13 protein-coding genes and 1 pseudogene are annotated in these 16,245 nt (G+C 39.6%); 11 read left to right on the top strand and 3 right to left on the bottom strand.

The genetic code is table 11. From position 1 onward, the window contains the following. Positions 1 to 75: 75 nt before the first annotated feature. A complete protein-coding gene (locus FNW07_RS02640) occupies positions 76 to 2,013 on the bottom strand; it encodes a M1 family aminopeptidase (protein WP_126744223.1) in 1,938 nt (645 codons plus the stop codon). Between the two features lie 158 nt (positions 2,014 to 2,171). On the opposite strand from FNW07_RS02640, the gene serS reads away from it, so the two are divergent. The 10 genes and pseudogenes from serS to FNW07_RS02690 all read left to right on the top strand — a co-directional run bounded on the left by serS (position 2,172) and on the right by FNW07_RS02690 (position 13,073). After that, complete coding sequence (gene serS / locus FNW07_RS02645) at positions 2,172 to 3,443, top strand: serine--tRNA ligase (RefSeq protein WP_126744224.1); 1,272 nt, start codon at positions 2,172 to 2,174, stop codon at positions 3,441 to 3,443. Between the two features lie 108 nt (positions 3,444 to 3,551). Further along, the gene (locus FNW07_RS02650) at positions 3,552 to 5,330 is read left to right on the top strand and encodes a tetratricopeptide repeat protein (protein ID WP_126744225.1); all 1,779 of its coding nucleotides are present in this window, start codon (positions 3,552 to 3,554) and stop codon (positions 5,328 to 5,330) included. Positions 5,331 to 5,354: 24 nt separating this feature from the next. After that, positions 5,355 to 5,666 carry a DUF4286 family protein gene (locus tag FNW07_RS02655; protein WP_126744226.1) on the top strand — a complete coding sequence of 104 codons (312 nt, stop codon included), beginning with the start codon at positions 5,355 to 5,357 and terminating at the stop codon, positions 5,664 to 5,666. A 115-nt stretch (positions 5,667 to 5,781) separates the two neighbouring features. Next, complete coding sequence (gene rsmA / locus FNW07_RS02660; protein ID WP_126744227.1) at positions 5,782 to 6,561, top strand: 16S rRNA (adenine(1518)-N(6)/adenine(1519)-N(6))-dimethyltransferase RsmA; 780 nt, start codon at positions 5,782 to 5,784, stop codon at positions 6,559 to 6,561. Beyond that, complete coding sequence (mgtE, locus tag FNW07_RS02665) at positions 6,551 to 7,903, top strand: magnesium transporter (protein ID WP_126744228.1); 1,353 nt, start codon at positions 6,551 to 6,553, stop codon at positions 7,901 to 7,903. Before rsmA ends, mgtE begins: the two co-directional genes overlap by 11 nt. Positions 7,904 to 7,915: 12 nt before the next feature. Beyond that, on the top strand, positions 7,916 to 8,692 hold the full coding sequence (gene proC, locus FNW07_RS02670) for a pyrroline-5-carboxylate reductase (protein WP_126744229.1): 777 nt from the start codon (positions 7,916 to 7,918) through the stop codon (positions 8,690 to 8,692). A 271-nt stretch (positions 8,693 to 8,963) separates the two neighbouring features. Then, positions 8,964 to 10,790, top strand: coding sequence for a PAS domain-containing sensor histidine kinase (locus tag FNW07_RS02675; protein ID WP_126744230.1), 1,827 nt, complete (start codon positions 8,964 to 8,966; stop codon positions 10,788 to 10,790). 78 nt (positions 10,791 to 10,868) lie between these two features. Next, a pseudogene (locus tag FNW07_RS02680) lies at positions 10,869 to 11,849 on the top strand (2-hydroxyacid dehydrogenase); the annotation flags it as partial. Positions 11,850 to 12,322: 473 nt separating this feature from the next. Continuing rightward, positions 12,323 to 12,748 (top strand): DUF805 domain-containing protein, encoded by a 426-nt coding sequence (locus FNW07_RS02685; RefSeq protein ID WP_126744232.1) that lies wholly within the window; start codon positions 12,323 to 12,325, stop codon positions 12,746 to 12,748. 43 nt (positions 12,749 to 12,791) lie between these two features. After that, positions 12,792 to 13,073 carry a TM2 domain-containing protein gene (locus FNW07_RS02690; RefSeq protein ID WP_126744233.1) on the top strand — a complete coding sequence of 94 codons (282 nt, stop codon included), beginning with the start codon at positions 12,792 to 12,794 and terminating at the stop codon, positions 13,071 to 13,073. Positions 13,074 to 13,119: 46 nt separating this feature from the next. On the opposite strand, the gene FNW07_RS02695 is transcribed toward FNW07_RS02690, so the two are convergent. Beyond that, positions 13,120 to 13,473 (bottom strand): DUF805 domain-containing protein, encoded by a 354-nt coding sequence (locus FNW07_RS02695; protein WP_370511480.1) that lies wholly within the window; start codon positions 13,471 to 13,473, stop codon positions 13,120 to 13,122. 36 nt (positions 13,474 to 13,509) lie between these two features. Beyond that, positions 13,510 to 15,315 (bottom strand): lysophospholipid acyltransferase family protein, encoded by a 1,806-nt coding sequence (locus FNW07_RS02700; RefSeq protein WP_126744234.1) that lies wholly within the window; start codon positions 15,313 to 15,315, stop codon positions 13,510 to 13,512. Between the two features lie 146 nt (positions 15,316 to 15,461). On the opposite strand from FNW07_RS02700, the gene FNW07_RS02705 reads away from it, so the two are divergent. Further along, positions 15,462 to 16,229, top strand: a complete 768-nt coding sequence (locus FNW07_RS02705) for an exodeoxyribonuclease III (protein WP_126744235.1) — start codon at positions 15,462 to 15,464, stop codon at positions 16,227 to 16,229. Positions 16,230 to 16,245 lie beyond the last annotated feature (16 nt).

Here is a 16,245-nt window from a genome sequence, read left to right on the forward strand (position 1 = left end):
GTAAGTTTCAGGTTCAATAATAACGCACAAAAGTAAGGTTTTCGCCTTACTTTTTGCATGAATGTTCAGGACAGTTTATTTTTTTATGAATTTTTTGTGAAAGGTTCCTGCGGAAGTGGTCATTTTGATAAAATGAACCCCGGTTGAAAGCGCCGCAACCGAAATAATGTTGCTGTTGTTTTCAAGAACCGTCTGTCCGATGCTGTTGTAAACGGTCACTTTTTCCAAAGTTATGGATGAAGGAACTTCGATATGTAAAACATCTGCCGTAGGGTTCGGATACAACTGAATGGCCTGCGCCATAATGTAATCTTCAGTCCCTAAGGTAGCCGTGTTGTTTCGGGAGATAATATCTTTATTCGGATCAAAAGTGACACTGGAAACTGCAAAAGGAACATTTTCCAGGAAAATCTGTCCATTGGTCGTATTCTGCAAAATGAAATCCATCTGTTGTCCTCCGGATCCAAAAACCCTTACCGGTACCGGCATTTCAAAGAACGTAACCGAAGCATCAGATTGCGTTTGATTTACCACGAACCGTACTTGTCCGGGAATCGTATTTTGCGCTGTAATGGTATAAGTTGGATATCCTTGATTGTACACCCAGTCATTAAAGAACTCGGTAAAACTTAATCCGGAAACCGCTTCCAGATGTGCCTTAAATTGTGGAGTTAAAGCAAAACCGTATGCTAAAGCTGGATCGGCTAAATAATTTTTTAACGCCTGAAAGAAGTTAGTATCGCCCATTCTAAATCGAATCATATGGGTAACCATCGATCCTTTATCATAGGTTATTCGGCTACTGAAAATTCGGTTAACATCCATCGCCTGAGCATCGGTTAAGTAAAGATTTCCGGTGGCCTGTGAAGTGATATTGGCTGATTTTCCATTTTTCCAGGAAACAAAACTTGCCGCCCCGTCCTGATTTTCTACGACCAGACCGGACATGTATTCGGTGATGCCCTCGTTTAACCAGATGTCTTTCCAGGTACCACAAGTGATTTTATCCCCAAACCATTGATGGGCCATTTCGTGCGCAATCAGGCCTCTCGACCATCCACCCATAAAAGATACTGTTGTATGTTCCATGCCACCACCCCAACCAAATTGGGCATGACCGTATTTCTCATTTCGGAACGGATAATTTCCCACCAGGGTTTCATATAAATTGATGATTCCGGGTGTAACTGCCAAGCTGGCTTGTGTGCTGGCTGCCGTTTCGGGATAGATATAATTGATGATAGGAAAGTACGGACTGGCAACAGTGCCTAAACCTCCCTGTTGGTTGAATACATTATAATTGGTAACGGCCATGGCAATCAGGTAGGCAGGAATTGGATAGCCGTGGTGAAAATGTGTCGTTTTATTGGCGCCAACAATTACCGGTGCTGTCGTTTCGATTCCGTTGGAAACGCTGACATATTGGGACGGCGCTGTAATGTATACGTCGATACTGTTTACCTTGTCGTTCAGGTCCTGTTTACATGGCCACCAATCGCGAGCGCCGAAAGGTTCTGAAAGGGTATATAAAACCGCGGCTCCCGAATGGGTTTCAGTTGTAAATGCTTGCTCGGCAGTTGAGGGGGCACCACTATAGGTGATTACGACAGTAGCAGAATTTCCTGTTGTCAAAGTCGAAGGAAGGGTAATGATCAATTCATGACTGCTGTTGTGTACAAAAGCCAAACTGACATTGTTCATTTTTACTGAAGAAATATTAAATGGAACTATATTTTTTTTGTAAAAATCAAATGTAACTGTCGACATATTCGACAAGGCCGTAAATGTAGTCGTTACTTTTCCTGCGATGGAATAAACCGCCGGATCCACTGTAAATTCTAGCTTATGGTAGGTAATGTCGTAGTTTAAAGTATTCGGATTTACCGCTAAATTAATCAATTTTGAGGCTGCTTTCATTTCAGCTTCAGCAATATGACTGGTTTCTATATCTGATTCCTGAGCAAATACTCCAGATATGGCAAACATTAGGGTAAGTAGGTAGGTTTTTTTCATTGGGCGTGGTATATTTTTGCGAATATAGTCAATATAGTTGTAAAATTGCGTTAATGCACTACCAAAATACACTTCCGAATGTAAATTTCAAGTTTTTCAGTTTGCCTGTCTTTATATAAAACAAATCCTTAAATTTGCTTCCTTATTAAAATCAGGATATGTTACAGATAGCATTTATTAGGGAAAATCAGGAAAAAGTTATTAAAGCTTTGGCGAAAAAGAACATGGATGTCAAAACGGTTGTGGATGAAGTGGTGCAGTTGGATGAACAACGCCGTTCGACGCAGGTGGAATTGGACAACATTTTATCCGAATCTAATAAACTATCCAAAGATATCGGTGAGTTGATGAAAAGCGGTGAAAAATCAAAAGCCGAAATTTTAAAAGCGAAAACCGTTGTCCTGAAGGAAAAAAGCAAAACACTTGCGGAAAAAGCAGACGCATTGGCAGCTGAATTGACGCAAAAATTATACACGTTACCCAATCTTCCGGCGGACATTGTTCCGGAAGGAAAAACTCCTGAAGAAAATCTGAATGTTTTTGAAGAAGGTGCTGTGCCGGTTCTGCATGAAGGTGCTCAGCCCCACTGGGAACTGGTAAAAAAATATGACATAATCGATTTTGAACTTGGAAATAAAATAACAGGTGCCGGTTTTCCGGTTTATAAAGGAAAAGGTGCCCGTTTACAAAGAGCGTTGATCGCTTATTTTTTGGATAAAAATACCGAAGCCGGTTATCTCGAATATCAGGTACCTCATATGGTGAATGAAGCTTCTGCTTTCGGAACTGGACAATTGCCCGACAAAGAAGGACAGATGTACCATGACGCCACCGATAACTTATATTTAATCCCAACTGCGGAAGTCCCGGTGACGAACCTGTTCAGGGATGTCATCCTGAATGAAAACGAATTACCAATTTTGGCCACAGCCTACACGCCTTGTTTCCGTCGCGAAGCAGGTTCGTATGGCGCGCATGTCCGCGGATTAAATCGTTTGCATCAATTTGACAAGGTGGAAATCGTTCGCGTGGAGCATCCTGATAAATCGTATGAAGCGCTGGACGGAATGGTCGAGCATGTCAAAGGCATTTTGAAGGAACTGAAATTACCGTACCGAATCTTACGACTTTGTGGTGGTGATATGGGATTTGCGTCTGCGTTAACCTATGATTTTGAAGTATTTTCTACCGCTCAGGATCGTTGGTTGGAAATTTCTTCGGTATCCAATTTTGAGACGTTCCAATCCAATCGTCTGAAATTGCGTTTTAAGGATAAAGACGGAAAAAACCAATTGGCCCATACCTTAAACGGAAGCTCATTGGCATTGCCGAGAGTTTTGGCTGGAATTTTGGAGAATTACCAAACGCCCGAAGGTATCGTTATCCCGGAAGTGTTACGCTCTTATTGCGGATTCGACATTATAAATTAGATTTCGTATAAAGTGTTCGTTTGGAATATCCACTGAAGACGGATACTGCTCCGGATAGCTTCGGGACTGATAACTAATTGAGTATCTTTGCAAAATACTGAAAGTGCAATGAAAACTGTTTTCCTATATATCGCTTTATTTTTCTCACTGGTCGTTTTTGCCCAAAACGAACAATTGGCCGCGAATTATTACGATAAAGGAGAATTCGAAAAAGCGCTGATCTCTTTCCAGGAATTATTAAAAAACCAATCCGGCAATAGTGTCTATTTCCTAAAAATGATTGACTGTTATCAGCAATTAGGGCAATTTGATGCTGCCGAAAAGGCGCTTCAGGAACGTCTCGACAAATACAGACAGGCCAATATTCTGGTCGAATTGGGCGCCAATTTCCAATTAAAGAAAGACGAAGACAAAGCCAAAAAATATTTCGAACAGGCTTTGGACCGGATTAAAAAAAATCCCAATGAAGTGTACGGAGTTGCCGGAGCTTTCGAACGCAAAGCATTGATTGATTATGCACTGAAAGCTTATGAAATGGCAGTTTCATTAGATCAGAAATTTAATTTCAATTTTCAGATGGCATTGCTTTATGGTCAAAAGGGAAACACGGACATGATGATTGAAAAGTTTTTGACCGAATCCTACAACAATCCACCCAACCTGATTGCCATACAAAACCAGTTTTCCCGTTTTATACTCGAAGACGGCGAAGCGACTTTCAATGAAGCCCTGCGGAAAGCCTTGTTGCTGAGAGTCCAGAAAAACCAGGATATTTTTTGGAACCAATATTTAAGCTGGTTTTATGTTCAGCAAAAGGAATACGGAAAGGCATTTATTCAGGAAAAAGCCATTTACCGACGCAATCCGGAAACCTTCTCGAACATTGTCAACCTGGCCCAATTATCCATAGCGGAAGGCGAATTCGAAACGGCGAAAGAAATTCTGGCCTTCGTATTGGAAAATACCCAGGATTTGGATTTGCAGATTCAGGCCCATTATTTTCTGACCGAAATGAAGATTAAAAATGCGTCCGAAAAAGAGTTTAAAACTATCGAAGGAGAATTAGAACAATTGGTCAAACAATTTGGCATCAGTCCGTATTCCTTGTCTTTACAGATTTTACAGGCACACTTTGTAACGTTCCATTTGAAAAATTCCGAACTTGGAAAAACGATATTAAAAAAAACGCTGGAATTGCCTTTGAATCAATATCAGATTGCGGAGGTCAAAATGGAACTGGCCGATATTCTGTTGTATGAAGAGAAATTTAATCAGGCGTTGATTTATTATTCGCAGATTGAAGAGGATTTAAAAAATGATGTCGTGGGACATGAAGCAAGTCTGAAAGCCGCCAAAACCAGTTATTTCAAAGGTGATTTCGATTGGGCGTTAAGCCAGTTTAAGGTTTTAAAAACGGCTTCGACACAATTAATCGCGAATGATGCGCTCGAATATTTCCTGTTGATTAATGATAATAAGGTAGCCGATTCGACACAAACGGCTTTAAAACAATTCGCCCGGGCGGATTATTTGCTGTACCAAAATAAGAACCAGGAGGCATTAATTCAATTTCAGGCGATTCTGAAGAATTTCAAAGGTGACGAAATTGAGAGTATCACGTTGCTCCGCCTGGGAAAAACATATGAAAAACTGGGCGATTATAATTCGGCTTTAAGCCAATACCAATCGATTATCATTACACATCAGGAAGGAATTTATATTGATGAAGCCTTATATTTTTCGGCCGAAATTTATAACAAACAACTCAAAGATGTTGATAAAGCCAAGCCGCTGTACGAAAAAATCGTTTTTAATCATGAAGACAGTATCTTTTTTATCGATGCGCGCAAAAAATTCAGGCAACTTCGCGGCGATACGAATTTGTAATTAAAACTATCTAAAAAATCTAAAATGATAATATATAACGTAACCATCAATATTCACGAAAGTGTCCACGATCAATGGATGAAATGGATGCAGGAAAAACACATTAAGGATGTTTTGGCAACGGGAAAATTTACTTCGGCAAGATTGGTCAAAGTTTTAATTGAAGAAGAAATGGGTGGAATTACGTATTCTATCCAATTCATAACGGACAGCAGGGAAACGTTGCAGCGATATTATGACGAAGACGCGCCAAGATTGCGTGAAGAAGGATTACAACTTTTTGGCGAAAGAATGCTCGCTTTCAGAACGGAGTTAGAGTTAATAAGTGAGCATTAAACAAGACATTTAGATTACTTAGACTGTTAGATTTTTAGAAATCGTATCAATCAAATGTTTAAAATTCAAATAACCTAAGACATCTAGATAATCTAAGGTGTCTAACAATCTAAAAATGGAAAAAGTAACAGCCAAAAAACACCTCGGGCAACACTTCCTGAAAGATGAAAGTATCGCCAAGGATATCGCCGATACGTTAAATCTACAAGGTTACAACGATTTATTGGAAATCGGGCCTGGAATGGGAGTGCTGACCAAATATTTACTGGAAAAGCCAGTCAATACTTATGTCATCGAAATCGACGCCGAATCGGTAACCTATCTGGATCAGAATTATCCAAAATTGAAAGACCGGATTATATCGAAGGACTTTCTGAAATACAACATCAACGAAATCTTTGAAGGGAAACAATTCGCCATCATCGGTAATTTCCCATATAATATATCGACACAAATCGTTTTCCGTGCGTTGGAATACCGCGACCAGATTCCTGAATTTGCTGGAATGTTCCAAAAGGAAGTTGCCCAAAGAATTTGTGAAAAAAAAGGAACCAAAGCCTACGGAATCTTATCGGTTCTGGCCCAGGCTTTTTATGATGCCGAATATTTGTTTACCGTTGATGAACACGTTTTTAATCCGCCGCCAAAGGTAAAGTCCGGAGTGTTGCGCTTGCGGAGAAAAGAAAACTTCACATTGCCTTGTAACGAAAAATTATTTTTTACCGTTGTAAAAACAGCCTTTCAACAACGCAGAAAAACACTTCGTAACAGTTTAAAAACCTTAAATCTGTCGGATAATTTGCGACAAGATACTATCTTTGACCTTCGTCCGGAGCAGCTGGATGTACAACAATTTATAGAACTTACTCAAAAAATAGCCGCCGATGCAGTTTAAAATCAGCAAAGAGCTTATTGTTCAGGTAGAACAACTTATTCAAAACAGGAACGACGAAGAGTTGGAAATGTTATTGAATGATATGCACCATGCTGATATTGCTGAAATTCTGGATGCGCTTGATTTTGACGAAGCGACTTATATTTTCCGGGTTTTAGATAGTGAAAAAACCGCTGAAATCCTGTTGGAACTTGATGAGGACTTACGGGAAAACATTTTGGACCGGCTTTCGCCAAAAGAAATCGCGGAAGAACTTGATGAACTTGAAACCAATGATGCGGCAGATATTATCGCAGAACTTTCGCAAAGTAAAAAAAGCGAAGTAATCTCCGAACTTCAGGATGTTGAACACGCGAAAGACATTGTCGATTTATTGCGTTATGCTGAAGATACCGCGGGAGGAATCATGCACAAGGAATTGGTAAAGGTCAATGAAAACTGGAGCGTACTCACTTGCGTGAAAGAAATGAGAATCCAGGCCGAGAACATTTCAAGAGTACATTCGATTTATGTCGTTGATGATGAGGACCGTTTAAAAGGCCGATTGTCTCTTAAAGATCTGCTGACCACTTCGACCAAAACACAGATCAGTGATGTCTATATCCGAAAATTAAACTCGGTGAATGTCGATACCGAAGATGTTGAGGTCGCCCGTATCATGCAAAAATATGACTTAGAGGCCATTCCGGTGGTTGATGAATTGGGACGACTTGTAGGCCGTATTACCATTGATGATATATTGGACGTAATCAAGGACGAAGCCGATAAGGATTACCAGTTAGCCGCCGGTATCTCGCAGGACGTTGAAGCGGATGACAGCATTCTCGAACTGACCAAAGCCCGCTTGCCATGGTTGGTATTGGCACTTTTGGGAGGTTTTGTAACCGTAAAAGTGCTGGGCCTTTTTGAAGGCGCCATGTTACAGCACGGGAAATTATTCTTTTTTACGCCACTGATTGCTGCGATGGCAGGAAATGTAGGGGTACAATCTTCGGCAATTATTGTTCAGGGTTTAGCCAACAATACGCTGAGCGGTTCCTTATTCAACCGATTGATTAAGGAAGTGTCGTTGAGTTTATTGAACGGTGTCATTCTGGCGACCATATTATTTTTAGGCGGATATTTTCTGTTAAATGTAGAACCCATAATAGGCGTGGTCATTACCATTGCTTTGGTTTCGGTAATTATCATTGCCTCCTTAATCGGTACTTTCATCCCTTTATTACTCGATAAATTTGGAATCGACCCCGCATTAGCGACTGGTCCGTTTATCACTACAAGTAATGATATCTGCGGGATTCTGATTTATTTTTCAATTGCCAAACTTATTTTAGGCTTTTAACTCCGACATTTCATGAACATACATATAATTGGTGGTGGTAACTTAGGTGTCGCCATCGCTATCGGTTTATCCAAATATTCCAAAAACACTAACATAACTGTCACCCGACGCAATACCGAAAGCATTCAATATCTAAGGCAATCGGGCATTACTGTTGCATCCGACAATACGTTCCAAATCCAGCAAGCGGATGTCATTATCCTCGCCGTAAAACCGCATCAGACCGCAACCGTCCTGAACGAGATCGCCCCCCTGACCTTGGGGAAAATGATCGTTTCCGCAATCAGCGGAATCACTATTGAAACGTTAAGGCAATTCACTGATAATGCCAGTCCAATATTCCGGATTATGCCTAATATTGCCATTCAATTTGGCGCATCCGCAACCTGCATTGCCTTTATTGATAAAGACAAAGAACAGGCCCAAAAGGTAATCACGCTCTTCGCCGATGTCGGAACTGTCCCGGTAATAGAAGAAAAACTTATGGACGCCGCTACGGTACTCGGTGCGTGCGGAACTGCCTATGCCTTGCGTTACATCCGGGCTTCGATGCAGGCTGGTATTGAGATAGGTTTCGATTCGCAGACCGCACTGGCTATTGCCGCCCAGACCGCAAAAGGAGCCTCGCAGATGTTGCTGGAAGAAAAAATACATCCGGAGCAATTAATCGACCGGGTGACGACCCCGCAGGGATGTACCATTGTTGGCCTGAATGAAATGGAACATCAGGGCTTTAGTTCGTCGTTAATCAAAGGAATCAAAACCTCTTTACAAAAAATTACCGGCTAACCCCGCATCTTTCCTAAAATCCTATTGACAAATCTCATCGTTAGTTTTAAAGTTTGGATAGTTTTAAATCATAAGAAATTTCTTGACTATGAATTTAAATATATCAAAATAAAGCCTTATACTTGTTAAGGATAATAAGAAACCCTAGCCCTATTATTTTATTGATAAGGTAAGTACAACAACTCCTTTACATTTTTTTACATTACCTTTCAATAAAGTAATTATAACTTTTTCGTCTCAATGAAAAGTGAAAAGAATACAGCATTAAACGATGATTAATACTATTCCAAAATTTAGCAATATATTCGACTCGCTGCTTGAAGGGGTGCAAATCCATGATTTCAACTGGCGATATACGTATGTAAATGATGCGTTGGTTAAATACAGCAATTATTCAAAAGAAGAATTGCTGGGATATACTATGATGGAAAAATATCCGGGGATAGAACAAACGGATCTGTTTAAAGCGCTGCAGCGGTGCATGAATGAACGCACTATGGAACAACTTGAAACCGAATTTGTTTTTCCTGATGGCACACCTGCATTTTTTGAACTCAGGATACAACCCATTCCGGAAGGAATATTTATACTGTCGATTGACAGAACCCAGCAGCAAAAAGCAAAAGAAAACCTTTTGCAAAGTGAAAAAAAATACCGGCATCTTTTTGATAATAGTCCAATACCGATGTGGATAATTGATGTGAAAACGTTAAGTTTCCTGGATGTAAATAAAATGGCGATTGTCCAATATGGGTACACCCGCGACGAATTTCTTTCGATGAGTGCAGTCGATATAAGGCCGGACGAAGACAAAGAGCAATTCGAGCAATTAGATCGTTCGTTAGGATTTAATGCACTAAATTATAATAGGGGGATTTGGGATCACCGTAAGAAAGACGGAACTGTCATACAGGTTGAGATTATTGCTAATGACATCATTTTTGAAGGAATTCCGGCACGAATTATTCTTTCTAACGATGTTACCGAAAGGAAAATGGTAGAGGAAAATCTCCGTAAAAGCGAATCAAGATTAAAAGAATCGCAGGCGTTAGCCCATATTAGTAATTGGGAAATTGATATGGTGCATGACATTCACATCTGGTCAGACGGATTTTATAAGATTTTCGGAATTAACAGGAACGAAGCCGAGCCTTCAATTGAATTATTTTTATCATTCGTACATCATGATGACGTTGACTTTGTGCAAAAAAAAATGCAGGAAGCCTTTGAAACCTATCAGGATTCATCATTTAATTTTTGTTTCATATATAAAGATGGCAGTATAAGATATGGCTATTCTGAATGGAAGTTTGAGTTTAATAAAAAAAGCAGGCCCATACGGATTTATGGGATACTCCAGGATGTAACGGAAAGTAAAATGGCTGAGCTAAAATTGGAGCAGCAAAATAAAGAACTTGTTAAAACCAATTCTGAACTTGACCGTTTCGTATATAGTGTCTCCCATGATTTGCGTTCCCCTTTGACATCAATGCTTGGTCTGATTACGTTTATTGAGGAAGAAAGCAAAGAGCCGGATACCATTGAACATGCAAATATGATACACACCAGTATCCTCCGCCTGGACAGATTCATTAAAAACATTCTTCTCTACTCACATAATAACCGCACCGGATTGGAAATGGAGAAAATCCCGCTCCAGAAAACGATAGAAGAAGTTGTGGATGCACTTCGGAGCATGAAAGAGGGAAAAGGAATTCATTTTGAAGTTAATATTATAGAAGAACAGCCTTTTTATTCTGATTGGCAACGCTTTAATACCATAATGGAAAATCTTATTTCCAATGCCATCAAATACCATAAAAAGGAGGAATCCGGGCGATATATAAAAATAACGGGGACATCCGATAGGGAAAAACTACAAATTGACATTGCCGACAATGGAATAGGGATTGCGCCTGTCTATCACGATAAAATTTTCGATATGTTCTTCCGCTTATCCGGAAAATCAACCGGCTCCGGAATCGGATTATATATAGTAAAGGAAATTATTGAGAAACTGCAGGGCAGTATAAAAGTTCATTCCGAAGAAGAAAAAGGAACTTCATTCAATATTACGCTTAAAAATTTAATGCCATAAAAGCAATGTAATATTTGCAGGCACTCACTACTTTCTTAAAGAGTTTTTAATAAATTTGGAATCTAAACTAACTTCAACTTGAAACCCGAAACCGTCAAAATTCTCCATATCGATAGCAATAACCATCTGCTTTGGGAACAATTGCAGCAAGAAGGCTTCCTCAACCACGAAGATTTCTCCTCTTCCAAAGAGGAAATCGAAACCAAGATTCACGAATATCACGGAATTGTCATTCGCAGCCGATTCAATATTGACAAACAATTTATCGATAAAGCCACCAGTCTGCAGTTTATTGCAAGAGTTGGCGCCGGTCTGGAAAGCATCGATTGTGACTATGCCATCAGTAAAAACATTGAGCTCATCGCGGCTCCCGAAGGCAATAAGAATGCGGTCGGCGAACATGCACTAGCAATGTTGCTGTCCCTGTTGAATAATCTGAACAAAGCCGACAGCGAAATCAAATCGGGGCATTGGAATAGGGAAGCTAACCGGGGTCACGAATTAGACGGAAAGACAGTTGGCATTATTGGGTATGGCAAAATGGGGAAATCATTCGCCAAAAAATTACGCGGTTTTGATGTTCAGGTTTTGTGTCACGATATCCTGGAAAATGTGGGCGATATGAATGCCAAACAAGTTTCTTTGGAAGAATTACAAACGAATGCAGATGTCCTGAGTCTGCACGTTCCATGGACACTCGAAACCAATCAAATGATCAAAAGTGATTTCATCAATTCATTCGCTAAACCTTTTTGGCTAATCAATACCGCCAGGGGGAAAAATGTGGTGACGGCCGATCTGGCCAAAGCGCTGCAGTCCGGAAAAATTTTAGGTGCCGGCCTGGATGTGCTGGAATATGAAAAATCATCCTTTGAACATTTGTTTTCAGATCATCATGTACCTGAAGCTTTTCAATATTTGTTAGACGCAGACAATGTGATACTTTCACCACATATTGCCGGATGGACCTTCGAAAGCCATCAGAAATTGGCGCAGGTGATTGTCGATAAAATCAAATCGAAATATTCGGGCGAAAGCAAAACAAACACCATTGAAAAAAGAGTTACCGGAATAGGCGGTGTTTTTTTTAAGGCAAAAGATTCCAAAGCATTGGTAGCCTGGTATGGAAAACATCTGGGATTGAAAACCGATGATTATGGCTCTACATTTTGGTGGAAAAACAAGGAAGGAGATAATTGTTCGACACAATGGTCTCCGTTTGCAGATACGACAACTTATTTCCAGCCTAGTGAAAAACAGTTCATGCAAAATTTCCGGGTACATGATTTGGACAATTTGCTGATAAAACTTAAGGAAGAGGGCGTTACCATTGTTGGTGAACCGGAAGCATTTGATTATGGGAAGTTCGGCTGGGTTATGGATATTGAGGGAAATAAAATTGAACTTTGGGAGCCAAATGATAAGGCGTTTCTGTAAATTGTATATATTAGCGAATCGGAGTTCAGCAACCAAAAACGAGGCGTATCCGAAAAGCCATAAGAGTAGGGACCCACTAACTAAAATAATTTATTATGATTGATTGGTACAAAAGCGTAGTTTTTGAGAATTATGCAAATTTTTCAGGACGCGCAAGAAGAAGCGAATACTGGTATTTTACCTTAATGAATATACTTGTTGCTATGGCTTTTGTAACTTTAGGAGTTATAATGGTTACTGCTTTAGGAATGGATGAACTAGGAATAGGTATTTTTGTTGTTTTATATGCTCTCTATACTTTAGCGATTATAATCCCGTCCTTTGCAGTAACAGTAAGGCGTTTACATGATTTAGGAAAAAGTGGATGGTATTTCTTGATCTATTTCATCCCATTCATAGGTAGTATATGGTTGCTTATATTATTGTGCACTGAAGGTGAAAGTCAGCCTAATCAATATGGGCCTGACCCAAAGAATGAACTAGATGAGCTCAATGAAATAGGTGCTACACAAGCTTATTAATTAAATTAAGAAACAATTCATATCCCAAAAGCAATAATCAATCATGGAAGATTCAAAACAAGAAGACTGGAACAGACCACAACGGGATTATACTGATAATAAAAAAATAGCGGCAGGTTTGTTAGCAATACTTTTAGGTCCCTTTGGGATTCATAAATTCTTATTGGGTTACACCCAGGAGGGAATTATATGGTTAGTTATTAGTGTTTTTACGTGCGGCATTGTAACCAGTATATTAGGATTGATTGAAGGAATTATTTACCTGACCAAATCCGACCAGGAATTTTATGAAACCTATCAGGTTAATAAAAAAGCGTGGTTCTAACCATAAAAAAAGCCGGGAAGTGATTCCCGGCTTTTTATTTATTCTTCTATCGTTCCAATTTCATTGATTTCATCTTCAGGAAATTTTGGATTTTCGCCATATTGATTAGGTCCTTCTCACCATCGGTACAAGCTAAAATAAAACTATAGATGGGAATTAATAGGTACCATCCGCTTTTCCCCACATCATGCATCCTTCTAACTCCTACAGCTAAAGATGGAAGTAAGGTTGCTAAAATATACAGGGTTGAAAGAAGACTTAGCGATAAAAATTTCATCCCCAAAAAGATTAAACTATACATACAAATCATATTGAATAATGTAAACATCCAATATTCTTTTCTTCGTGATCTTCCAGTAAAAGTGGCATACTTCTTCAATACTTCTAAATAGTAAATCATAGGTTTTGGGGTTTTAATTATAACTAGTTTGGATTTTTAACATTCTCCTTTTTCGGCTAATTTGCGTTCGAGTTCGGCTTGGAATTCTTCCATTACCGGTTTCATCGTGCTCTCCGGAATATCGGCAATCCGGATGTACATCAATCCATCAACCGCATTATTAAATAGAGGATCCACATTGAAAGCAACGACTCTCGCATTTTGTTTGATGTATTTTTTTATCAACACCGGTAAACGCAAACTTCCGGGTTCCAGCTCATCAATGATTTTGTCAAATTTGTTCAGATCCGATTCGGCTTCATCAAAAATAAAATCTTTATCAGCATCTTTAAGTTTGACTTTATAAGCCTTTTTAGGATGAATATATTGCGCTACATAAGGATCATAATAATTCGATTTCATGAATTCGATCATCAGCGATTTCGAAAAGTCCGAAAACTGATTGCTGATACTTACGCCGCCAATCAGGAATTTATGTTCCGGAAAACGAAGCGTAATGTGCACGATTCCTTTCCATAACAAAAATAACGGCATTGGTTTTTGTTGGTATCCCTTAATAATGAAAGCCCTGCCCATTTCAATGGATTTGCTCATCATATCGTGCAATTCCGATTCAAAACGGAAAAGCTCCTGTAAATAAAAACCGTCAACTCCATGCTTGGCATAAATTTCAGACCCCAATCCCATTCGGTAAGCACCGGCAATTTGTTTGGTTTCGTCGTCCCATAAAAACATATGACGGTAATAATGGTCGTACTTATCCAAATCAATGGATTCATTGGTGCCTTCTCCCACTTCCCGAAAGGTTACTTCTCTCAAACGGCCAATTTCGTGCAGGACATTAGGTATGGCTTTAGCTTCGGCAAAAAACACTTCGTAATTTTTACTCTGTAGCAAACGGCAATCCGTACTGCGCAAAGCATCCACTTCCTTGATGATATTGTCCTGGCTAGCGGCCGTAACAATTTGTTTGGGACTTCTCGGTAATTTTAAATTGGGCGTTGGCAGAAAATTAGTTTCTTTTTCAAAAGGATTGGCCAACATATAGGTTTTCCGGCGTAGGAACTCCGAATATTCTTCTAGCGTTTTATGCTCATTTTGTTCCGCTACTGAAATCGGTTTTCCGACGCGGACTTTTATTACCCGGTCTTTTTGAGAAAACAATTCCGATGGTAATTTCGCAGTTCGGATCGTATCGTCTATTTTGGACAACAGATAAAATAACTTACTGTTTTTGGCATGGAAATATATCGGGACTACGGGTACCTGCGCTTTGCGGATCACTTTCATAGCTCCTTCTTCCCACGGTTTGTCCACCACCAATTTCCCATCATTATAGGTCGATACTTCTCCGGCAGGAAACATTCCCAATGGTTTTCCATCGCTCAAATGACGTAAGGTTTCCTTAATTCCAACCACGCTGGATTTTGCGTCTTTGTGGTTTTCAAAGGGATTGACGGGCATGATGTATTTTTTGAGCGGCTCAATGCGGTGTAGCAGGAAATTGGCGATGATCTTGAAATTAGGTTCTCTTTCAAGCATCAGTTTCAATAGCAAGACACCATCAATTCCTCCCAATGGATGATTTGAAATGGTGATATACGCCCCATCTTTTGGTAAACGCTTTAAGTCTTCTTCAGGAATTTCAAATTTTATTTCGAGGTCATCCAAAATAGCATTTAGGAATTCCAAATCTTCCAGATGCTTGTTCTTGTCATAGATTTCGTTAAGAGTGGAAATCTTAAGAACCTTCATCAGTAACCAGCCGGAAAAAGTTCCAAAAACCCCGTATTTTTCAGTATTTATTGCTTTTGCAACTTCTTTAGCGGTAACTAGACCCATGTAAAATATATTTTTTTCAGCCAGTAACAAAGATAGAAAAAAAGTCGACTATCCAACGGTTGCGGGAATCGATTTTCTTTGATTTTTCTGTATTGTTCTTTATACTTTTTTATTACATTTGGAAAGATAAAATTATAAATTGAGTAATGAAAATTATTTCCTACAACGTTAACGGAATTCGGGCGGCCATCACAAAAGGCTTCCTCGAATGGCTGCAACAGGCTAATCCCGACGTCATTTGTCTTCAAGAAATAAAAGCAATGGAAGACCAGATTCCAGTTGCCGAAATTGAAAAAGCGGGCTATCCGTATCAGTATTATTATCCTGCCACCAAAAAAGGGTATAGCGGCGTGGCTATTCTGTCCAAAATAAAACCCAACAATATTGTTTTCGGTACCGGAATCGAGCATATGGATTTCGAGGGAAGAAACGTGCGGGTCGATTTTGATCATCTTTCGGTGATGAGTCTGTACTTGCCTTCTGGAACGAATATGGCCCGGCTGGACCATAAATTTATGTACATGGATGATTTCCATAATTACATTAATGTATTAAAAAATGAAATTCCAAATCTTGTGATTTGCGGCGATTACAACATCTGCCACGAGGCCATCGATATCCACGATCCAATCCGTAATAAAACAGTTTCAGGTTTCCTTCCGGAAGAAAGAGTCTGGCTAGACGGATTCATGAAAAGCGGATTTATCGACAGTTTCCGCCATTTCAATAAAGATCCGCATCATTACAGTTGGTGGAGTTACCGTGCTGGAGCAAGGGGAAATAATAAAGGATGGCGCATCGATTATGGGTTAGTAAGCGAGCCCTTAAAGGAAAAGCTCAAACGGGCGGTTATCTTACCCGAAGCAAAACATTCTGACCATTGTCCGATTTTAGTTGAATTTGAATTAATATAAACCAATAACAAAAAAC

Source organism: Flavobacterium sp. GT3R68 (genome assembly GCF_007109225.1).
In the GTDB taxonomy this organism is placed as follows: domain Bacteria; phylum Bacteroidota; class Bacteroidia; order Flavobacteriales; family Flavobacteriaceae; genus Flavobacterium.